Origin of the sequence: Steroidobacter gossypii (assembly GCF_016801985.1) — a bacterium.
GTDB classification, from domain to species: domain Bacteria; phylum Pseudomonadota; class Gammaproteobacteria; order Steroidobacterales; family Steroidobacteraceae; genus Steroidobacter; species Steroidobacter gossypii.
The window spans coordinates 1,260,214-1,280,281 of record NZ_JAEVLS010000001.1; the positions used below are offsets into that span (position 1 = coordinate 1,260,214).

Genomic DNA, 20,068 nt, shown 5'->3' on the forward strand with positions numbered 1-20,068 from the left:
ATGGCCGACGCAACTCTCGTCGCCGGCGCGGCGCAATTGGGCATCGAGCTCGAGGAACGCCAGGCCGCACAGCTGGTTCGCCTGCTCGACGAGCTGGACGACTGGAATCAGCGCATGAATCTCACGGCCATCCGCGAGCGCGGCGCGCAGATCACCAAGCATTTGCTCGACAGCCTGTCCGTGCAGCGATTCCTGCAGGGCGAGCGCGTTTTGGACGTGGGCACCGGTCCAGGCTTTCCGGGCTTGCCGCTCGCGATCGTGAATCCCACGCGGCAATTCACGCTGCTGGACTCGACCGCCAAGAAGCTCAAGTTCATCGATCACGTCGTCGGGTTGCTGGAGTTGCCCAACGTACAGACCGTCCATACTCGCGCGGAAAATTTCCGCCCGGCGCAGCGATTCGATATCGTGGTGTCGCGCGCGGTCGGTCCGGTAGAGCAATTCGTCAAATGGGCCGGTCATCTATGTGTCGGCGGCGGGCGACTGCTGGCGATGAAGGGGCGGCACCCCGCGGCCGAGCTGGAAAAGCTGCCGAGCGGCTGGAAACTTGCGGCGGTCCATCGACTTAACGTGCCCGCTCTGGACGAAGAGCGGCATCTTGTGGAAATCTGCCGCAGCCACGAACGGCTGTAGCGCCACGGCTGGCGATTCGAGCCCCACTCCAGCCGCAGATTCGAGCGTTGCAAATTCAGCGTTGAGCCGATTGCCTGACTCATTAACGGATTGGTCCCATTCATTATTCCATGCATCGCATTCTCGCCATCACGAACCAGAAAGGCGGCGTCGGCAAGACCACGACGAGCGTCAATCTGGCTGCCTCGCTGGCGGCGACCAAGCGGCGCGTGCTGTTGATCGACATCGATCCGCAGGGCAACGCCACCATGGGCTGCGGCATCGACAAGCGCACCGTGGAGCGATCAACCACCGACGTGCTGCTCGGTGATAGCGATGCGGCCTCGGCGATGCGCGCGGTGGACTACGCCGATTTCAAAGTGATGCCCGCCAACCAGGACCTGGTGGCCGCGGACGTGGAGATGATGGGCAAGCCGGGTTGCGAAGCCCGCCTGCGAGATGCGTTGCAGCCTGTGCTGGAGCAGTTCGATATCGTGCTGATCGATTGCCCGCCGGCGCTGAACATGTTGACTGTGAACGCGCTGGTGGCCGCCGAAGGCGTGCTGATTCCGATGCAGTGTGAGTATTACGCCCTGGAAGGCTTGAGCGCGCTGATCGCCACCATCGACCAGATCAAGGCCGGCCCGAATCCCAAGCTGGAGATCGGGGGCATCCTGCGCACCATGTTCGATCCACGAAACAACCTGGCGAACGAAGTGTCGGCGCAATTGATCGAGCACTTTGGCGACAAGGTGTTCCGCTCCATCATTCCGCGCAATGTGCGCCTGGCCGAGGCGCCCAGCTTCGGCAAGCCGGCATTGCATTACGATAAAGAGTCACGCGGCGCGCTGGCTTATCTGGCGCTGGCCGGAGAGATGATTCGCCGGGAGGAAGAAACATTCAATGTGGCGCCTCCCGCCGCCGATGCGGTCGCGTCATAGCATGATGAACCCATGACAACCATGGCGAACAAACGACCCTCACTCAGCCGGGGGCTGGGCGCCTTGCTAGGCCAGCCAGCCGCGGCCACGTCTCCCGCCGCTGCCGCCGTGGTCACGGCGTTGCGGCCCGCCGACGAAGAGTTGCGCAAGCTGCCGGTGGATCTGTTGCAGCGGGGCAAGTATCAGCCGCGCATCGATCTGCGTCAGGAAACATTGCAGGAGCTGGCGGACTCGATCAAAGCGCAGGGCGTGGTGCAGCCCATCGTCGTGCGTCCCATTGGCAGCGAGGCGGGCGAGAGCGGCCCGGCCGAGCAGCGTTACGAGATCATCGCCGGCGAGCGTCGCTGGCGTGCGGCCCAACTGGCCGGATTGCATGAGATTCCCGCGGTCATTCGGCGCGTGCCCGATGAGGCGGCCATCGCGATGGCGCTCATCGAGAACATCCAGCGCGAGAATCTCAATCCGCTGGAAGAAGCACGCGCTTTGCAACGATTGATCACCGAGTTCGAGATGACGCATGCGACTGCCGCCGAGGCGGTGGGCCGTTCTCGTGCCGCAGTTTCGAACCTGTTGCGTCTGCTCGATCTGGGCGAAGAGGCCAGCCGGCTGGTGGAACATCGCGAGCTCGACATGGGGCACGCGCGCGCCTTGCTCGGCATCGAGAACAAGCGGCAGCAAGCGGAACTGGCGGCGCAGATCGCCCAGCAAAAACTTTCGGTGCGCGATACCGAGGCGCTGGTGAAGCGCGTCGCGGCGCAACCATCGGGCGGCTCGCAACAGGCGGCGCCCCGCGTCGATCCCAATATCCGCAAGCTGGAAGCGGACCTGAGCGAAAAGCTCGGCGCCAAAGTGCAGCTCCAGCACGCCTCCTCGGGCAAGGGCAAGCTGGTCATCAGCTATCATACGTTGGAAGAGCTCGACGGTATTCTCGAGCACATCCAGTAAGCGGCGTCGTCCACAGCACGCCACGCCCATCAGGTCAGACCAGGTAAGGTTCATGATTCGGCGTTCCAGGGAAGTTTGCTCACGGGAGGTCCGTTCAAGATGCGAACGGCTCCAGTGCTGATCGGGGAGTGGCTGCGCACTGCGACTGGTTACATTTCCTGTGCGTTGCTGCTGACATTTACTGCAGTCTGTAGTGTTCCGGCGCACGCCGAACTGAAGATCGACGGCCGGATCGACGAAGCGCAATGGCAGCAGGCCGTTCACTGCGACGATTGGCGACGCACGCTGCCGTTCGCACGCGATGAGCCCCGTTACGGCAACCAGCTGCACATACTTTCCACCGAGGCGGGCCTGGCGGCCGCTTTTATCATCGACCAGCCGCCCAGCGAACGGCGCATCAAGCCGCGCACGCCGCGCGACTCGGAACGTTTGATCGGCGACACGGTGTCGCTGATGGTGGACTTCGACGCCAACGCGCAGATCGGCTATGAGTTCACCGTCGGCCTCGGCGGCGGCATTCGCGACGGGCTGATCACCAATCAAAACAAGTTCGATCGCGACTGGGATGGCGCCTGGCAGCACGCCGTGTACGAGACCGAGCAGCAATGGTTCGTGGAGCTGTTCATTCCCTGGTCCAGCATCAGCATGCGCGAGTCGGGCGAGGAGAAGCGCGCCATCGGCGTGTACGGAACGCGTTATCTGTTCGAGCGCGGCGAGCGCTACGCCTGTCCGGGCATCACCAGCGAAGCGGCGGTGTTTCTTTCCGAATTCCGCCGCATGGAGATCTCACAATACGCCGCGGTCGCAAGTTTAGACGTGGTGCCGTATGCAACCGTCATCTCCGACTTTGTCGAGGACGACATGCGCTTCAAAGCCGGCGCCGACATCAATTGGAAGGCGTCGCCGAATCTGTGGCTGTCGGCCACCTTGAATCCCGATTTCGGCCAGGTGGAAAGCGACGAGCTGGTGGTGGATTTCTCGGCCATCGAAGTGGTGTTCACCGACAAGCGGCCGTTCTTTTCCGAGAACCAGGGCATTTTCGATCTGCGCACGCCCGCCAATGGACAACTCGTCTACACGCGGCGCATCGGTTCGGCGATGGACGATGGCAGCGCCGCGTCCGCCGATATCGACGCGGCATTCAAGCTCACTGGCACCGCAGGCTCGCTGGTGTACGGCGGCTTCGTCGTGCAGGAAGACGATTATCGCAACCAAGGTCCCGGTCGCTTGTTCGCCGCCACTCGCGTCGCGCTGCCGATGGAAAACGCTCGCGTCGGCTATCTCGGCACCTGGACCGACCGGCCGTTCCTGGATCGCGACGCGCTGCTGAATGCCTTCGATTACGAGCTCGCAACCAGCGACGACTGGCGCATCAGCGGCCAAGTGATTCGATCCGACATCGGTACCAGCGGGCTGAACCTGTTCATGGGCGATGCCATAGCGATCGCTCGCGGCACCTCGCCCTCACGGTACGAGATCAACACGCACGGTTACGAGTCGTGGCTGCAGGCCGATTTCAATCGCAGTTCGCCGCTGATGCATACGCTGAAGCTGCTGTACATCGACGACGATTTCGACATGAACGACCTCGGCTACATGGAGCGCAACGCGCTCAAGCAGGTCGAGTGGGAAACCAATCATCGCGTCGCCAATGCCGGCGGTGGACGGATCAATGGTGAAACGCGACGGCTCTACACGTTTTATCGTGAGAACACCGACGGTCAGCGTCTGCAATCGCGCTTCGCGCTGTCGCGCGATGTGAGTTACTCGAGTGCGTGGACGGCGTTTCAGGAGCTGCGCTACGTCAGCAGCGGCGTGGACGATTTGATTTCCCGCGGCAACGGACCGGTGCGTCTCGACGATCGCCTTTCCGGCTACATGGACATCACCACGCCCCGCTACGGCGACTGGCAATTCACGTTGGGCTCGTATCTTTATCAGCAGGGTGTCGAGGATTACTCCGCGTGGCTGCAGTTGGTCGCCGCCTGGTATCCCACCGAAAAGCTGACGGTGCGGCTGGATCTGCTCCCGCAGTACTCCTCGGACTGGCTGCTTTGGGAAGAAGGCAATCTGTTCGGCTCGTTTCGCGCCAGGCGACTCGACTACGACTTCCGACTGGACTGGATCCCCGCGCCGCGCCACGAGCTGCGCATCAAGTGGCAATGGATCGGCATCGATGCCGACCTGCGCCAGGCCTATCGCACCGATGCGGCCGGGAATCTGTTGCCGGTGAGCGATCCGGTCGCGCCGTTCACGGTCAACAATCTCGGCCTGCAGGTGCGCTATCGCTACGAGCTGGGCCCGATGTCGGAGCTGTTTCTGGTGTACGCGCGCGGCGGCTACCATTTCCTCGACGACGACCAGCGCCATGTGAACCAGCTGTTTCAAGACATGACCGACGTGCGCGACGCGGATCAGTTCCTGATCAAGTTTCGATACAAGTTGTAAAACTGGCATGTCGTCGCGAGCGGCCGGCGCAACCGCCAAAGTCGAAGTCAAGTGACAAAATGCCCCACCCGCGCGGCATCAACCCAGCCGAATAGTCATAAGTCACGATCGAGACCGACCAATCTTCCTTGTAGCACTGCAAAACGCTGCGTATAATTCGCCGCCGTTTCCGGCCGGGCGGTAATCCAAAACGTGCCACACACGTCATTAACGTGACTGCGCGCCGCGGCAAGCTCCTGGCGTTGAAATTCGCCGCGATACAGCTGGCAAGTACGGGTCTGGCAGCGCTCGTCTTTCTGGCGCTGAGCGGCATGAACGCGGCCCGCTCGGCAGTCGCGGGTGGGTTGATCATCGCGTTGGGGACCCTTGTGTTCGCATGGCGGTTGTTCGCCACAGACTGGCCCGCGGCCAGCGCGGCGCGCGGGTTCTACGCGGGCGAATTGTTGAAGTGGATTTGGGTGGTCGGCGCATTTGCGCTGGCGTTGACTCGCGGCGGTATGGAACCGCTGCCCCTGCTGGTGGGCTTGGTGGCCAGTCAGTTCGGGTTCTGGGTCGCGATGGGAATCTTCAAATAGCTTTGTACGCGAGGTGGGGTTGATGGCTGAGCATGGTGGTCCGGCGACCATGACCGATTACATCAAGCACCATCTCCATTTTTTGGAGATGCCGGTGGGCGAGGGCAGCTTTTGGGTGCTGCACCTCGATAGCATCTTTTTCAAGCTGCTGTGCTCGGCTGTGTTCCTGTTCGCCTTCTTCCGCGTGGCGCGTCGCGCGACCCCGGGTGTGCCTGGCAAATTCCAGTGCTTCATCGAGATGATCGTCGAGTTCGTCGACACCTCGGTGAAAGAGACCTTCCACGGCAAGAGCAAGCTGATCGCGCCGCTGGCGATCACCATCTTCTGCCTGGTGTTCCTGATGAACTTCATGGACATGATCCCGGTGGACTGGCTGCCGGCGGCGGCCAGCGCGGCGGGTATCCCTTACCTGCGCGTCGTGCCGACCGCGGACCTGAACACCACGCTGGCCATGTCGCTGACCGTGTTCCTGCTGATCCAGTACTTCGGTGTGAAGCACAAGGGCATCGGCACCTTCGTCGGCGAGATGTTCACCGCGCCGTTCCACGCGCCCAACATCGTCGGCAAGATCCTGCTGGCGCCCGCCAACCTGCTGTTGCGCCTGATCGAAGAAGCGGTGCGCCCGGTTTCGCTGGCGCTGCGTTTGTTCGGCAACATGTACGCCGGCGAGCTGATCTTCATCCTGATTGCCTGCATGACGCTCGGCGCGAGCCTGACCAGCGGCCTCACTTACGTGATGGCGCCGCTGCAGTTCGTGGCCGGCTTCGTCTGGACCGCGTTCCACGTTCTGATCATCACGCTGCAAGCGTTCATTTTCATGATGCTGACCATCGTGTATCTGAGCATGGCCGCCGAGCACCACTGATCCCGTTTCGATCGTTCGATATCAACTAGCTGTTTTTCTGCACGCACCGGAGATTCAAATGGAGAACATCACTCAAATTGCCGACGTCATGAGCTTTACCGTGATTGCCGCGGGTCTGCTCATCGGCCTCGGCGCGCTTGGCACCGCGATCGGCTTCGCGTTGCTCGGCGGCAAGTTCCTGGAAGGCTCGGCTCGCCAGCCGGAGCTGACCGGCATGCTGCAGACCAAGATGTTCATCGTGGCCGGCCTGTTGGACGCGATTCCCATCATCGGCGTCGCCATCGCCCTGCTGCTGATCTTCGCCAATCCGTTCATCGGTCAGCTCGGCGGCTAACGGGCCGCTTCTGTTCGATCGGCGCCAGGCGGCGCCTGTGCATGGGTTCGCCGCCGTCAGTGAATCGGAGTAAGCATGGATCCCACAATAACTATCGTCGTCCAAGGCTTCGCGTTCTTCGCGGTGGCTTGGCTGGTCATGAAGTTCGGCTGGCCGAACATCATCGCGGCGATCGAGGATCGGCAGAAGAAGATTGCCGAGGGTCTCGCGGCTGCCGAGAAGGGCGAGAAGAGCCTGGCGGAAGCCAAGAACTCGGCCGCCGACATCATCAAGGAAGCGCACGCGCGCGCCGCCAAGATCGTCGAGCAGGCCAATCGCCGCTCGGCCGAAATGGCGGAAGAGGCGCGTGGCGTGGCCTCGGCGGAAGCCGAGCGTCTGGTGGCCACCGCACGTCAGGAAGCAGCGTTGGAGTCGGGCCGCGCCCGCGAGCAGTTGCGTAAAGAGGCCGCCGGTCTGGCGGTGCTTGGCGCGAGCAAGCTGCTCGGTCGCGAGATCGACCCCAAAGCGCACGCCGACTTGCTGGACAAGCTGGCGCTGGAGATCGAGCGCGGGTAACCGCGTCCGATCTTTCGAGACACTGGAGCATTCATGGCCGAAAAAGCCACCATCGCCCGCCCCTACGCCAAGGCTGCGTTCGAATCGGCGCGTCAACACAACGCGTTCGAGCGTTGGTCCACGGTGCTGGCAACCGCCTCGTCGGTGGTGCAGGACGAGCGCGTTGCCCCACTGCTGTCGAATCCTCTGGTCAAGCCGGAGGAATTGACCGGTTTGATCGCGGACATCGCCGGTGAGTCGATGGACGATCGGACCCGCAACTTCCTGGCCACGCTGGCCGACAATCGTCGGCTCGCGCTGCTGCCGGAAATCGCCTCGATGTACGAAGCGCTGCGGGCCGAAGCGGAGAACACGGCGGACGTGCAGGTGGTCTCGGCGGTGGCTTTGAACGATGCGCAGAAGCAGCGCCTCGCCGCGGCCCTGAAGCAGCGCTTGAAGCGCGAAGTGCGATTGCATTGTGAAGTGGACGAATCGCTGATCGGCGGCGCCATCGTGCGCGCGGGCGATTTCGTCATCGATGGTTCGCTGAAGGCGCGCCTCGACCGGCTGGCGGTCGAGATGACCCATTGACCCCCGGACGATCCAGCGCCGTCACCAGTGCCACAACAGAATTGACCGAGGATTGAGCTCATGGCCATCAAGGCATCTGAAATCAGCGATCTGATCAAGTCGCGCATCGAGAAGTTCTCGAGCGTCACTGAAGCGGCGAACATCGGCACGGTGGTCACGGTCACCGACGGTATCGTGCGCATCCACGGCCTCGCCGACGTGAAGTACGGCGAAATGCTGGAATTCCCCGGCGGCAGCTTCGGCCTGGCGCTGAACCTGGAGCAGGACTCGGTCGGCGCGGTGGTGCTCGGCGAATACAAGCACATCGTCGAAGGCGACACGGTGAAGACCACCGGCCGCATTCTCGAAGTGCCGGTCGGCGAAGGCCTGCTGGGCCGCGTGGTCGACGCGCTCGGCAATCCGATCGACGGCAAGGGCCCGATCCAGGCCATCCGCAACTCGCCCATCGAGCGCGTCGCGCCGGGCGTGGTGTACCGCAAGTCGGTGGCCCAGCCGGTGCAGACCGGCTACAAGGCGGTCGACTCGATGGTGCCGATCGGCCGCGGCCAGCGCGAGCTGATCATCGGCGATCGCCAGACCGGCAAGACCGCTCTGGCCGTCGACACCATCATCAACCAGAAGAACTCCGGCATTAAGTGTATCTACGTCGCCATCGGCCAGAAGCAGAGCTCGATCGCCGGCGTGGTGCGCAAGCTGGAAGAACACGACGCGATGAAGCACACGATCATCGTGGCCGCGTCGGCTTCGACTCCCGCCTCGATGCAGTACCTCGCGCCGTACGCCGGTTGCGCCATGGGCGAGTACTTCATGGACAACGGCGAAGACGCGCTGATCATTTATGACGACTTGACCAAGCAGGCCTGGGCGTATCGCCAGATCTCCCTGCTGCTGCGTCGTCCGCCGGGCCGCGAAGCGTATCCGGGCGACGTGTTCTACCTGCACTCGCGTCTGCTCGAGCGTTCCGCTCGTGTGAACGAGGAGTACGTCGAGAAGCAGACCGGCGGCAAGGTCAAAGGCAAGACCGGCTCGCTCACCGGCCTGCCCATCATCGAAACTCAGGCCGGTGACGTGACGGCGTTCGTGCCGACCAACGTCATCTCCATCACCGACGGCCAGATCTTCCTGGAAGGCGATCTGTTCAACGCCGGTATCCGTCCCGCGATGAACGCCGGTATCTCGGTCTCCCGCGTCGGCGGCGCCGCGCAGACCAAGATCATCTCCAAGCTGGGCGGCGGCATTCGTCTGGCCCTCGCGCAGTACCGCGAGCTGGCGGCGTTCTCGCAGTTCGCTTCCGACCTCGACGAGTCGACCCGTCGTCAGCTGGAGCGCGGCCAGCGCGTGACCGAGCTGATGAAACAGAAGCAGTACGCGCCGATGTCGGTCGCGGAAATGGCGCTGTCCATCTACGCCGTCAACAACGGCTACATGGATAAGGTCGAGCTCAAGAAGATCGGCGCGTTCGAGCAGGGTCTGCAGGCGTTCGCCAAGACCAACTACAAGCAGGCCATCGACGGCATCAATTCGAACCCGGTGCTGTCGCCGGAGAACGAAGCGGCGCTGAAGAAGATCTGCGAAGAGTTCGCGACTTCGGGCACGTACTAGAGTTTGTCGAGCTGGGTCCCGCACTGAGAACGACATGCCAGGCGTAAAAGAAATCCGCATCAAGATCGCGAGCTTCAAGAGCACGCAAAAGATCACCAAGGCCATGGAAATGGTGGCCGCGAGCAAGATGCGCAAGGCGCAGGAGCGCATGCGCGCCACGCGCCCGTACGCGGAGAAGATCCGCACGGTGATCGGACACTTGCGCCTGGCGAATCCGGATTACAAACATCCGTTCATGGTCGAGCGCGAGGCCAAGTCGGTGGGCTTCATCGTCATCAGCACCGACCGCGGTCTGGCCGGCGGCCTGAACGTCAACTTGTTCAAGGCGTCGCTGGCGGCGATGCGCGAGTGGCAGAACAAGGGCGTGAAGGTTTCGGCTTGTCTGATCGGCTCGAAGGGCGTGCAGTTCTTCCGCCGCCTCGGCAACGTCGAAACGCTCGCCACCGTCACGCACCTGGGCGACCGCCCGCACGTGAACGATCTGATCGGCACCGTGAAGGTGATGCTGGATCAGTATCGTGACGGCAAGCTCGACCGGTTGTTCCTGATCAACAACGAATTCATCAACACGATGAGCCAGAGGCCCGTCGTGCGCCAGCTGCTGCCGGTGGTCACCGAAGACGCCGACAAATTGCAGAAGCTGTGGGACTACATCTACGAGCCGTCCGCGGCCGAGCTGCTCGATGGCGTGCTGATGCGCTACATCGAGTCGCAGGTCTATCAAGGCGCGGTCGAAAACGTCGCCTGCGAGATGGCGGCGCGCATGGTCGCGATGAAGAGCGCGACCGACAACGCCGGCAAGCTCATCGACGAATTGCAGCTGATCTACAACAAGGCTCGCCAGGCGGCGATCACCAAGGAGATCAGCGAAATCGTCGGCGGCGCCGCCGCGGTTTAGTTTCGACTCGAGCGGCGCGACGCGATTACAGAATTTTTGAGGAACGACACATGGCAACCGGCAAGATTGTCCAGATCATCGGCGCGGTCATCGACGTGGAATTTCCGCGCGACCAGATTCCGAAGGTGTACGAAGCGCTGAAGCTCGAAGACGTCGATCTGACGCTGGAAGTCCAGCAGCAGCTCGGCGACGGCGTCGTGCGCACCATCGCAATGGGCGTGTCGGAAGGCTTGAAGCGCGGCCTGAAGGTGAACTCCACCGGCGCGCCGATTTCCGTGCCAGTGGGCAAGGGCACGCTCGGCCGCATCATGGACGTGCTGGGCACCCCGCAGGACGAGAAAGGTCCGGTGCAGACCCAGACCACGTTGCCGATTCACCGTCCCGCGCCGTCGTACGACGAGCAGGCCGGCGGTCAGGAGCTGCTGGTCACGGGCATCAAGGTGATCGACCTGCTCATTCCGTTCGCCAAGGGCGGTAAGGTCGGCCTGTTCGGCGGCGCCGGCGTGGGCAAGACCGTGAACATGCTCGAGCTGATCAACAACATCGCCAAGCAGCACTCGGGTCTGTCGGTGTTCGCGGGCGTGGGCGAGCGTACTCGCGAAGGTAACGACTTCTATCACGAGATGATCGAGTCGGGCGTCATCGACACCGCCGACCTGTCCAACTCGAAAGTGGCGATGGTGTACGGCCAGATGAACGAGCCGCCGGGCAACCGTCTGCGCGTGGCGCTGACCGGCCTGACCATGGCCGAATATTTCCGCGATGAAAAGAACGAAGCCGGCAAGGGCCGCGACGTGCTGCTGTTCATCGACAACATCTACCGTTACACCCTGGCCGGCACCGAAGTGTCCGCGCTGCTCGGTCGTATGCCTTCGGCGGTGGGTTACCAGCCGACGCTGGCCGAAGAAATGGGCGTGCTCCAGGAGCGCATCACTTCCACCAAGACGGGCTCGATCACGTCGATTCAGGCCGTGTACGTGCCTGCCGACGACTTGACCGACCCGTCGCCGGCGACCACGTTCGCGCACTTGGACGCGACCGTCGTGTTGTCTCGCCAGATCGCGTCGCTGGGTATCTACCCGGCCGTGGATCCGCTGGACTCCACCAGCCGTCAGCTCGATCCGCTGGTCATCGGCGAAGAGCACTACAACGTCGCTCGCGGCGTGCAGGCGGTGTTGCAACGTTACAAGGAACTGCAGGACATCATTGCGATCCTGGGTATGGACGAGCTGTCGGAAGACGACAAGCGCACCGTGTCGCGCGCTCGTAAGATCCAGCGCTTCCTGTCCCAGCCGTTCAACGTCGCCAAGGTGTTCACCGGTCAGGACGGCAAGATCGTCCCGCTCAAGGACACCATCCGCGGCTTCAAGGGCATCCTCGAAGGCGAATACGACCACCTGCCCGAGCAGGCGTTCTACATGGTCGGCGCCATCGAAGAAGCGGTCGCGAAGGCGAAGACTCTCCAGTAACGCGGAGCGAGGCGGCGGCCTTCGCGGCCGCCTGTTAAGGCGAATTCGCGCTGCGAAAGTCGCTTCTTTCGCAAGCGAAGCAGAAAAGTGCCGGGAGCACTTTTCTGCAAGAGGAACAGTATGGCCACAATTCACGTCGATATCGTCAGCGCCGAAGGCCAGATCTTCTCCGGCGAGGCCGCCATGGTGTTCGCTCCGGCCGCCATGGGCGAGATGGGCATCGCGCCTCGTCACGCGCCCTTGCTGACGACGCTCAAGCCCGGCGAAGTCCGCGTGCAGCTGCCCGGCGGTGAAGAACAGCTGTTCTTCGTCGGTGGCGGCGCCATCGAAATCCAACCTCATCTCGTCACCGTGCTCGCCGACACCGCTCTTCGCGCCAAGGACATCGACGAAGCCGCTGCCCTGCAAGCCAAGCAGCGCGCCGAAGAAGCACTGAAGGATCGCGGCAGCCAGATCGAGCTCGCCGAAGCTCAAGCAGAGCTCGCTCGCGCCATGGCTCAGATCAAGGCCATCGAGAAGCTGCGCAAACTCAAGCAGTAGTCGCGCTTCGAGCTCCGGATCTGCTGGCCGCTGATCGCGGCGAGACGTTTCCGCGGAAACGTCTGACAGCGCCGAAACATCCCGGCATTTGGATCGATGGAACCGTGTCAGCGCCGAAACTTCCTTGTGAGCACTGCCGGGCCCTGGTCCCACGCTTCGTCGTAAGCGACGAGCAATTTCAGGCCATCATCAAGGCGCTTTCCGACGGATCGACGACGCTTGCGACCGCGGAGCTGAAGCATTTCGTCCACTGCAAGGACGAGGAGGCACAGGCTTGGATGGAGCACCTGCTCAGCTGTGCTTCCTCATGGCCATTGGCGGAGGCCGATCAGCAAGTGCTTCACCAGATCGATCAGGTCTTCGGCGAAGTCCCCAAGCCAGACCACTTCACGAACCACACCCACTGCAGTGAATGCGAGGAGCACGACAGCACGCTGCGGATGAGAACTCGCGAAACGCTACGGCGCGAGGATCTGGGCAGCAGTGGCTGGGACCCACTCAATTTCTCCAGCGCGGCAGGGATCGGGTACCTGTTTCCTGCGCTGGCGCGCTTCGCCTTGCTGCCCGACGCGTGTAGCAGACGCCATGACTGGTATGGCAGCCAACTGCTGTTTCATCTTTCTTTCGAAGCAGGCAGCAACAGGTTCCTGGCATGGTGCTCGCCGCGCCAGGCAAACGCCGTGTACGACCTCCTGTGCCATCTGGCCGCCACCCGGCTTCACAACATCGAGGACTATGGCCAAGAGGCACTACTGAGGACCGCGCTTGACGCGTGGCGACGGCCCGATCTTCCGAAGCCTGGCCCCCTGACTTCCCCGCTGATCATATAAAGACAAAGGAGTTTCGATGGGCGTCTCCCTGTCCTATTCGTGCTCGGCTCCGATACCGCAGCAGGATCGCGCGCGATTGCTCGAAGCAGTCGACCAGGCCGTGGATTCCTTTACCTGGTGGGCCGAACCGATCTGCCTTTGGGAACACGAGGGATCGGTCGCCGGCGACACCAAGATCTTCCTGCTGGCCTACTCGACGAACGCAGGCGAGACGCGCGAAGTCGAGCCCGAGGACGACACCATCATGGCGTGGCGCGACACCGTGCGAATCCTGGAGCTCCTGCAAGACTATGCCAGGACGTATCGGCTGGTTTGGAATATCGACCTGGCGGGCGAGCCCTTCGGACAGATTCGCGGCGACAACGAGCAGGATGCCGTGACATTTGCTAACGCGGCCAAGATGCTGGAAGCGATTACTGGCTTCGGCCCTACCCATCCCGAGCTGCCGCAGCGGATCGCCGAAATCGATGCGAAGTTCAGCGACCGCTGGGAAAGCTGACCGCGCGAGCAATATCCAAAAGTTTCGAGGTTCCTTACCGCGCCCGAAATCCGTGATCCCGAGCGAACACAGCCGCTTGTGTGCGCGAGTGAACATCCAGCTTTTCGAATACGCGAGAGACGACGTTGCGAACGGTCTTCTCGCTGATGTGCAAGCTCGCGGCGATCTCGGCGTTGCTGCGGCCGGCGGCTAAACCTCCCAGAACTTCACGTTCGCGAGATGACAAAGCGCCGAAGCGGTCAATTTCACGCACATTTGCGGCGCCTCTGCCGCAAAACTCCAGGACGATCTCCTTGAATCGCGCCCACGCCGGCTCATCCGCAAGCAGCACGTGATTGCGCGAATCCAGCTGCACGAACTCCGCATTCGGGATCTCAGCGGCCAGCTCGCGACTGGCACTCAATGGCGTGACCTGATCATCCACGGCATGGATGACCAACGTCGGCACCTTGACCTGAGGCAGTAGCTCGCGCACATCGATCTCCGACCGAGCCAACATCAGATGCGCCGCAACCTCCGGCGTCGTCGTGCGCCGGCACAGCTCGTTGAACCATTCGAGCTGCTGAGGGCTGGCGCCAGGGGCGAAGCGAGAGGTGAAGACTTGCCGGAACGCCACCGTGTCGGTGCCCCAGCCAAAACGAATCAGTTCGACGATAGCCTGGAAGCGACGCAGACCCTGCGGGTCGCCGCGCTTGGCCCAGCCCGTGGCGTAGCCGCCGTAGAGAATCAGATGAGAAACACGCTCCGGGTGCCGCACGGCATAGGCGATGCAAGTCGCGGCACCTTGCGAGATACCAAGCAGTGCCACCGGCCCATCACATTCGGCCGCGCCGATCACGGACTCCAAATCATCCGTCCACCGCGGCAAGGAAACTTCAGGCACCTCCCACTGCGACATGCCACAACCGCGCTCGTCGTAACGAACGAAACGGAAACGCTCGGCGAAAAACTCGATCCAGTGCCGCCACACCGGGCTCTCGAGGTCATATTGCAGGTGCGTTAGCCAGTTCGCGGCCTTGACCATGGGCGGCCCGCTGCCGATCGACGCCCATGCCAGCCGCACCCCGTCGCTGGCCCGGACGTATCGAATGGTCTGACGGATCGTGTGCCCCATGCGCCCGCCGAAGTCGGGACGAATGTCCCGCATCGGCACCCGATCATGCCTGCGTTCGGGACATCCTTCATCTATTTCCACGAGACCGCCGGGCGGATGCTATCCGGGTTCCACACCACGTCCGGAGCTCCCATGAAACGCGTCCTGGTTCTGCTGTACGGCGCAGCCTGTTACGCCGTATTCCTTGCCACTTTCGTCTATGCGGTGGCCTTCCTCGGCAACTTCTTCATCGGCAATTCGATCGACGCTGCGCCCACCACCGGTATCGGCCAGGCGATCGCGATCGATATCGCGCTGCTCGCGGTGTTCGCGCTTCAACATAGCGTCATGGCGCGCCCCGCCTTCAAGCGGTGGTGGACGCGCCTGGTGCCGCCCGCCGCCGAACGTAGCACCTATGTTCTCTTTTCCAGCCTGGCGCTGCTGCTGTTGTTCTGGCGGTGGCAGCCGATCGGCGCCGTGGTGTGGAACGTCGAGAGCACCGCCGGCCAAGCCCTGCTGTACACCGGCTATGCGTCCGGCTGGATCCTGCTGCTGGTGGCCACGTTCATGATCGATCATTTCGATCTGTTCGGGCTGCGCCAGTCGTGGCTGTACTTCCGCGGTCGGCCGTATTCGGAGCTTTCGTTCCGTACTCCCGGCTTGTACAAGCTGGTGCGACATCCGATCTACGTCGCCTGGCTGCTCACGTTTTGGTGCACGCCCATCATGACGGCCGCGCATCTGCTGTTCGCGTTGCTGACGACGGCTTACATTCTGATCGCCGTCCAGCTCGAAGAACGCGATCTCATCCGCGCGTTCCCCGAGTATGAAAGTTACCGCCGGCGCGTGCCCATGCTCATCCCATTCATTCGCGTCCGAACCAAGGACGTCGTGGCCACACCTGGCGAGGTCCGATGATTCACAGCCTGTCCGTGTTCCGTCCATGGAGAAATACGCGCCACGATTAGTGTCCAACATCGATAGGCTTCCGCGCTCCGGCACGCTACGATGGGGCCCATGCGATTGGGCTTTGAACATACATACGCAGCGCTGCCGGCGCGATTTTTCGCAGCAGTTCCACCGACCACGACCGCCGATGCGCGCATGGTCATTTTCAATCGTGCTCTGTGGGATGAGCTCGGGCTCGATCCGAACGTCGACGAGACTCAGGCTGCCGCGCTCTTCTCAGGTAATGAGCTGGCCGAGGACTCCACGCCGATTGCGATGGCGTACGCAGGCCACCAGTTCGGGCAGTTCGTGCCGCAGCTCGGCGACGGGCGGGCCATTCTGCTCGGCGAAGTGCGTGGGCGAGACGGCGTTCTGCGCGACATTCAATTGAAAGGTTCCGGTCGCACGCCGTTCTCTCGCGGAGGCGATGGTCGCGCGGCGATCGGGCCGATGCTTCGCGAATATCTCATCAGCGAGGCGATGCATGCGCTCGGTATTCCGACCACGCGATCGCTCGCTGTCGTCGCTACCGGCGAGCAGGTATATCGGCAGCAGATCCTGCCTGGAGCGGTGCTGACTCGCGTGGCGGCGAGCCACATCCGTGTGGGAACATTTCAGTTCTTCGCAGCTCGCGGCGACAGAGAAGCACTGCAGACGCTCTTAGATTACGTGATCTCGCGGCACTATCCCGAAGCGGGGGCGGCAGAAGTGCCAGCGCTTGCGCTGCTCGAAGCAGTGACGAAGCGACAAGCTTTCTTGATCGCCGACTGGATGCGCGTCGGCTTCATTCACGGTGTGATGAACACCGACAACATGGCGCTATCCGGCGAGACCATCGACTATGGCCCATGCGCATTCATGAACAGCTACGACCCGCAGACGGTATTCAGCTCCATCGATCTGGGCGGACGGTACGCCTACACCAACCAGCCCGCCATCGCTCAGTGGAATCTGGCGCGACTGGCTGAAACATTCCTGCCGCTCATCGACGCCGACACCAACAAAGCGATCGAGCTGGCGACCGGGGTCGTGGAAGACTTCGTCGAGCACTTCGAAGCCCGATTCCTGGAATGCATGCGCCGGAAGATCGGCCTCGTGTCCGAGGAAGACGGCGACGCCGATCTGATCTCGCGATTGCTGGCAGCGATGCAAAACGCCAAGGCAGATTTCACTCTGGCCTTCAGTGCCATCTCACGGGCGGCCACCAGCGCGGGCGAAGCCGCGACATTGCGAACAATGTTCGCAGGTGCCGCCGAGATCGACGAGTGGCTGAGCGATTGGCACATGCGCCTGTCGCGAGACCCGCAAACTCCAGACCAGCGCGCCGAGACGCTCCGTCTCGCCAATCCCGAGTTCATTCCTCGCAATCATCAGGTCGAGGCCGCTCTCGAAGCGGCAACTTCAGGCGACATGCAGCCGTTCAAGCGACTGCTGGCAGTCTTGCAACGGCCGTATGACAGACAGTCGGAATTCGAGGAGTATCGGCTGCCGCCGCCTCCGTCCGAGGTTCCTTACAAAACGTTCTGCGGAACGTGAGTTGGTGGGATCAGGCTGCGTGCTGCGCAGGCGCGGATTCAGCAGCACGGCGATTCGCGTTGGGCGCGTCGTTAGTGCGGCGGTTACGCTCGGCCTGACCGAGCAATTCCAGGGCGGCGGGAGCCTGCTCTTCACCAGCAAACGCGGCCAGGCCGGTCGACAGCCGAATGCCGCTGTTGACCGAGCTCAATCCCCAGTGAACGAACGCGTTGCGAATCGTTTGTTCCATCGCGCCGGCTTCGATCGAGCCGCTTTCGGGCATGACGACCACCAGCCGGCAAGTGTTGGCGGGCGCAGGCAGGCGCACCACCCAATCGAGCTTCGGGCGCATGGCTTCATGTGCGGCACTCAACAGAGTATCGGAAATCGCTCCCGAGCCGCCGTGATGCTGGAATGCCGTGGGATCCGCGGCATCGAGACCGATGCTCAGGACTTGCAATGTTTTCTGAGAGCGACCGGCCTGGACGATCTCCGCTCGCATACGACCGACCAGATGTCGCGCGGTATGCGCACCGTTCTCCAAATCGACCGTCGCCGGCTCGTGGGCTCGGCCCGTGCGTGAGGACTGACGACGGCGAATCGCGGTGATGCCCGCCTGCACGCGACCAACGAGCTCTGATAAAGAGTTCTGCCGCATCAGGTATTGATCCACGCCCATGCAGTAGCCCTGCTCATGAACGCGCACGTCCGTCGTCTCGGTGGGCATGATGATATAAACCGGTGCGAGCGACAGAATACGCAGGCGAGCCACGAATTCGATTCCGTCCACCGGGGGCACCGAGCTGTCGGTGACCACGACCGGAAACCACTCGCGAGCAAACATCGTGAGCGCTTCAACGCCGTCGGCGGCAGCGGCCACTTCGTAGCCCTGCAGCTTGAGCAGCGCCGCCGCCGACTCGCGCATGCCCGTGTCGGCATCCACGATCAGGACGCGGCGCGGAGGTGAAAAATCGGGCGTGGCGCTCATGTGGGCTGCTTTGTTATACGTGAGGGAGCAACGTTACTCCGTACGCCGGTGTCAGCGTTAACGCGCCTGCCATTTCTGTGAGGCCGTCTGTGACTATGTCGGTCAGGCACTACACGAGTTGAGGGCTGGATTGTGCGCCAGTTCGCAATTCGCAGCCGGAGCCGCCCCGTTCCGCCGACGGGCGTCCGCCCGGCGAATGGCCAGTGCTCGATCGGCACCGCTGGCGATGGCGGGCGCATGTCCCGATAATGCGGCTCATCGAGGCCGCGTCGGCCTGCCACCATTCATTGCCCATGCCCCTGTCCATCGTCATCCTGGCCGCCGGCCAGGGCAAACGTATGAAGTCGGAGCTGCCCAAGGTGCTGCAGCCCCTGGCCGGTCGCCCCATCCTTTCCCACGTGCTCGACACGGCGAAACAGCTGAAAGCCGAGGCTATCCACGTCGTGTACGGCCACGGTGGCGAGCAGGTCCGCCAGGCTCTGGCGACCGAACCGGTCAACTGGGTGCTGCAGGCGGAGCAATTGGGCACCGGTCACGCCGTGGCACAGGCCATGCCCGCCATCCCGGACGATCACGACGTTCTGATTCTGTACGGCGACGTGCCGCTGATTCGCCAGCCCACCTTGGAAACATTGCTGCAGCAATGCAACCCCAAGGCGTTGGCCCTGCTCACCGTCGTGCTGGCCGATCCCACCGGTTACGGCCGCGTGGTTCGCGACAACGCCGGCAACGTGGTGCGCATCGTCGAGCAAAAGGATGCGAACACCAAAGAGCGCGCCATCGGCGAGATCAACACCGGCCTCATGGCCGTGCCGGCCGCGTCGCTGCGCCAGTGGCTGGCCGCTCTGAAAAATGACAACGCCCAAGGCGAGTACTACCTGACCGACATCATCGTCATGGCGGTGCGCGGCGGACTCAAGGTCAATGCTGTCGTTGCTCCGACCGAAACAGAAGTGCTCGGCGTCAACGACAAGGTTCAGCTGGCGCAGCTCGAAGGCGCCTTACGCGCCGAGCGGGCACGTGAGCTGATGATCAACGGCGTTACGCTCGCCGACCCGGCTCGCATCGATATTCGCGGCCAAGTGACGGTGGGTCGAGATGTTTTCATCGACGTGAACGCGGTACTGGTCGGCAACGTGGAACTGGGCGATCGGGTGCGCATCGGCCCGAACTGCTACCTGAAAGATTGCCGCATCGATGCGGATACCGAGATCCATCCCAATTGCGTGATCGACCGCGCCGTGGTTGGGCCTCGCAATGTGATTGGTCCGTTCGCCCGGCTGCGACCCGACAGCGTGCTGCACGAGAACGTGCACATCGGCAACTTCGTCGAAGTGAAAAAGAGCGAGATCGGGGCGGGCAGCAAGGCCAACCACCTGACCTATCTCGGCGACGCCAGCGTCGGTAGAAATGTCAACGTCGGCGCCGGCACGGTCACCGTCAACTACGACGGCGTGAACAAACACCGTACCGAAATCGGCGACGGCGCCTTCGTCGGCTCCGGCTCCATGCTCATCGCCCCGGTGAAAATCGGCGCCAATGCCAACACCGGCGCCGGCTCCACCATCACCAAAGACGCCCCCGAAGGCAAACTCACCCTGGCCCGCGCCCGCCAGGTCACCATCGAAGGGTGGCAACGCCCGCAAAAGAAGAAATAGTGGACGCTCGCGCCCCGGGCACGACCGCCTCGCCCTGAATCCAGGCGTTCGGCCAGCGACGAAAACGCCGCAACCAGTCAACGTCTTGTCAGGCCAAGAAGAGGTTGGCAAGGGAACGAAGGACACCACCGCCGCATCGGGCGCAGGCCTGGGGGGCGGGTCCTCCCGGCAAATGGGATCAAC

At 62.6% G+C, this 20,068-nt stretch carries 20 protein-coding genes; 18 read left to right on the plus strand and 2 right to left on the minus strand.

The window, feature by feature from the left end; genetic code table 11:
• The 15 genes from rsmG (at position 1) to JM946_RS05515 (ending at position 13,683) form a co-directional block, all read left to right on the plus strand.
• The gene (rsmG, locus tag JM946_RS05445; RefSeq protein ID WP_203166113.1) at positions 1-633 is read left to right on the plus strand and encodes a 16S rRNA (guanine(527)-N(7))-methyltransferase RsmG; all 633 of its coding nucleotides are present in this window, start codon (positions 1-3) and stop codon (positions 631-633) included.
• Positions 634-743: 110 nt separating this feature from the next.
• Positions 744-1,553: a ParA family protein gene (locus tag JM946_RS05450; protein ID WP_203166114.1), complete on the plus strand. Its 810-nt coding sequence runs from the start codon at positions 744-746 to the stop codon at positions 1,551-1,553.
• Between the two features lie 21 nt (positions 1,554-1,574).
• Positions 1,575-2,498 (plus strand): ParB/RepB/Spo0J family partition protein, encoded by a 924-nt coding sequence (locus JM946_RS05455; protein ID WP_203166561.1) that lies wholly within the window; start codon positions 1,575-1,577, stop codon positions 2,496-2,498.
• Between the two features lie 99 nt (positions 2,499-2,597).
• Positions 2,598-4,946 carry a DUF5916 domain-containing protein gene (locus JM946_RS05460; protein WP_203166115.1) on the plus strand — a complete coding sequence of 783 codons (2,349 nt, stop codon included), beginning with the start codon at positions 2,598-2,600 and terminating at the stop codon, positions 4,944-4,946.
• A gap of 212 nt (positions 4,947-5,158) precedes the next feature.
• Complete coding sequence (locus tag JM946_RS05465; RefSeq protein WP_203166116.1) at positions 5,159-5,521, plus strand: ATP synthase subunit I; 363 nt, start codon at positions 5,159-5,161, stop codon at positions 5,519-5,521.
• A gap of 22 nt (positions 5,522-5,543) precedes the next feature.
• Positions 5,544-6,386 (plus strand): F0F1 ATP synthase subunit A, encoded by an 843-nt coding sequence (gene atpB, locus JM946_RS05470; RefSeq protein WP_203166117.1) that lies wholly within the window; start codon positions 5,544-5,546, stop codon positions 6,384-6,386.
• 58 nt (positions 6,387-6,444) lie between these two features.
• The gene (gene atpE / locus JM946_RS05475; RefSeq protein WP_116808431.1) at positions 6,445-6,720 is read left to right on the plus strand and encodes a F0F1 ATP synthase subunit C; all 276 of its coding nucleotides are present in this window, start codon (positions 6,445-6,447) and stop codon (positions 6,718-6,720) included.
• A gap of 75 nt (positions 6,721-6,795) precedes the next feature.
• Positions 6,796-7,275 carry a F0F1 ATP synthase subunit B gene (locus JM946_RS05480; protein WP_203166118.1) on the plus strand — a complete coding sequence of 160 codons (480 nt, stop codon included), beginning with the start codon at positions 6,796-6,798 and terminating at the stop codon, positions 7,273-7,275.
• A gap of 33 nt (positions 7,276-7,308) precedes the next feature.
• Positions 7,309-7,845, plus strand: a complete 537-nt coding sequence (locus tag JM946_RS05485; RefSeq protein ID WP_203166119.1) for a F0F1 ATP synthase subunit delta — start codon at positions 7,309-7,311, stop codon at positions 7,843-7,845.
• A gap of 60 nt (positions 7,846-7,905) precedes the next feature.
• On the plus strand, positions 7,906-9,447 hold the full coding sequence (atpA, locus tag JM946_RS05490) for a F0F1 ATP synthase subunit alpha (protein WP_203166120.1): 1,542 nt from the start codon (positions 7,906-7,908) through the stop codon (positions 9,445-9,447).
• Positions 9,448-9,481: 34 nt separating this feature from the next.
• The gene (atpG, locus tag JM946_RS05495; protein ID WP_203166121.1) at positions 9,482-10,345 is read left to right on the plus strand and encodes a F0F1 ATP synthase subunit gamma; all 864 of its coding nucleotides are present in this window, start codon (positions 9,482-9,484) and stop codon (positions 10,343-10,345) included.
• A 50-nt stretch (positions 10,346-10,395) separates the two neighbouring features.
• On the plus strand, positions 10,396-11,814 hold the full coding sequence (gene atpD, locus JM946_RS05500; RefSeq protein WP_203166122.1) for a F0F1 ATP synthase subunit beta: 1,419 nt from the start codon (positions 10,396-10,398) through the stop codon (positions 11,812-11,814).
• A gap of 120 nt (positions 11,815-11,934) precedes the next feature.
• Complete coding sequence (locus JM946_RS05505; RefSeq protein WP_203166123.1) at positions 11,935-12,354, plus strand: F0F1 ATP synthase subunit epsilon; 420 nt, start codon at positions 11,935-11,937, stop codon at positions 12,352-12,354.
• A gap of 104 nt (positions 12,355-12,458) precedes the next feature.
• On the plus strand, positions 12,459-13,184 hold the full coding sequence (locus tag JM946_RS05510) for a hypothetical protein (RefSeq protein ID WP_203166124.1): 726 nt from the start codon (positions 12,459-12,461) through the stop codon (positions 13,182-13,184).
• 16 nt (positions 13,185-13,200) lie between these two features.
• Positions 13,201-13,683: a hypothetical protein gene (locus tag JM946_RS05515; RefSeq protein ID WP_203166125.1), complete on the plus strand. Its 483-nt coding sequence runs from the start codon at positions 13,201-13,203 to the stop codon at positions 13,681-13,683.
• 34 nt (positions 13,684-13,717) lie between these two features.
• On the opposite strand, the gene JM946_RS31185 is transcribed toward JM946_RS05515, so the two are convergent.
• A complete protein-coding gene (locus JM946_RS31185; RefSeq protein ID WP_203166126.1) occupies positions 13,718-14,830 on the minus strand; it encodes an alpha/beta fold hydrolase in 1,113 nt (370 codons plus the stop codon).
• A gap of 99 nt (positions 14,831-14,929) precedes the next feature.
• Between JM946_RS31185 and mddA the strand changes: the two genes are divergently transcribed.
• Both mddA and JM946_RS05530 read left to right on the plus strand, forming a co-directional pair.
• Positions 14,930-15,694: a methanethiol S-methyltransferase gene (mddA, locus tag JM946_RS05525; protein ID WP_203166127.1), complete on the plus strand. Its 765-nt coding sequence runs from the start codon at positions 14,930-14,932 to the stop codon at positions 15,692-15,694.
• 90 nt (positions 15,695-15,784) lie between these two features.
• Positions 15,785-17,260 carry a protein adenylyltransferase SelO gene (locus JM946_RS05530; RefSeq protein WP_407700494.1) on the plus strand — a complete coding sequence of 492 codons (1,476 nt, stop codon included), beginning with the start codon at positions 15,785-15,787 and terminating at the stop codon, positions 17,258-17,260.
• A gap of 10 nt (positions 17,261-17,270) precedes the next feature.
• Here the strand turns inward: JM946_RS05530 and JM946_RS05535 are convergent, their stop codons facing one another.
• A complete protein-coding gene (locus JM946_RS05535) occupies positions 17,271-18,227 on the minus strand; it encodes a response regulator (RefSeq protein WP_203166129.1) in 957 nt (318 codons plus the stop codon).
• A 293-nt stretch (positions 18,228-18,520) separates the two neighbouring features.
• On the opposite strand from JM946_RS05535, the gene glmU reads away from it, so the two are divergent.
• Complete coding sequence (gene glmU / locus JM946_RS05540; RefSeq protein ID WP_203166130.1) at positions 18,521-19,885, plus strand: bifunctional UDP-N-acetylglucosamine diphosphorylase/glucosamine-1-phosphate N-acetyltransferase GlmU; 1,365 nt, start codon at positions 18,521-18,523, stop codon at positions 19,883-19,885.
• Positions 19,886-20,068: the final 183 nt, after the last annotated feature.

Bases quoted from the DNA above. Each gene is read 5' to 3' on its own strand.
- rsmG (WP_203166113.1), top strand. From the start codon at position 1: ATGGCCGACGCAACTCTCGTCGCCGGCGCGGCGCAATTGGGCATCGAG.
- JM946_RS05450 (WP_203166114.1), top strand. From the start codon at position 744: ATGCATCGCATTCTCGCCATCACGAACCAGAAAGGCGGCGTCGGCAAG.
- JM946_RS05455 (WP_203166561.1), top strand. From the start codon at position 1,575: ATGGCGAACAAACGACCCTCACTCAGCCGGGGGCTGGGCGCCTTGCTA.
- JM946_RS05460 (WP_203166115.1), top strand. From the start codon at position 2,598: ATGCGAACGGCTCCAGTGCTGATCGGGGAGTGGCTGCGCACTGCGACT.
- atpB (WP_203166117.1), top strand. From the start codon at position 5,544: ATGGCTGAGCATGGTGGTCCGGCGACCATGACCGATTACATCAAGCAC.
- atpE (WP_116808431.1), top strand. From the start codon at position 6,445: ATGGAGAACATCACTCAAATTGCCGACGTCATGAGCTTTACCGTGATT.
- JM946_RS05480 (WP_203166118.1), top strand. From the start codon at position 6,796: ATGGATCCCACAATAACTATCGTCGTCCAAGGCTTCGCGTTCTTCGCG.
- JM946_RS05485 (WP_203166119.1), top strand. From the start codon at position 7,309: ATGGCCGAAAAAGCCACCATCGCCCGCCCCTACGCCAAGGCTGCGTTC.
- atpA (WP_203166120.1), top strand. From the start codon at position 7,906: ATGGCCATCAAGGCATCTGAAATCAGCGATCTGATCAAGTCGCGCATC.
- atpG (WP_203166121.1), top strand. From the start codon at position 9,482: ATGCCAGGCGTAAAAGAAATCCGCATCAAGATCGCGAGCTTCAAGAGC.
- atpD (WP_203166122.1), top strand. From the start codon at position 10,396: ATGGCAACCGGCAAGATTGTCCAGATCATCGGCGCGGTCATCGACGTG.
- JM946_RS05505 (WP_203166123.1), top strand. From the start codon at position 11,935: ATGGCCACAATTCACGTCGATATCGTCAGCGCCGAAGGCCAGATCTTC.
- JM946_RS05515 (WP_203166125.1), top strand. From the start codon at position 13,201: ATGGGCGTCTCCCTGTCCTATTCGTGCTCGGCTCCGATACCGCAGCAG.
- JM946_RS31185 (WP_203166126.1), bottom strand. From the start codon at position 14,830: ATGCGGGACATTCGTCCCGACTTCGGCGGGCGCATGGGGCACACGATC.
- mddA (WP_203166127.1), top strand. From the start codon at position 14,930: ATGAAACGCGTCCTGGTTCTGCTGTACGGCGCAGCCTGTTACGCCGTA.
- JM946_RS05530 (WP_407700494.1), top strand. From the start codon at position 15,785: ATGGGGCCCATGCGATTGGGCTTTGAACATACATACGCAGCGCTGCCG.
- JM946_RS05535 (WP_203166129.1), bottom strand. From the start codon at position 18,227: ATGAGCGCCACGCCCGATTTTTCACCTCCGCGCCGCGTCCTGATCGTG.
- glmU (WP_203166130.1), top strand. From the start codon at position 18,521: ATGCCCCTGTCCATCGTCATCCTGGCCGCCGGCCAGGGCAAACGTATG.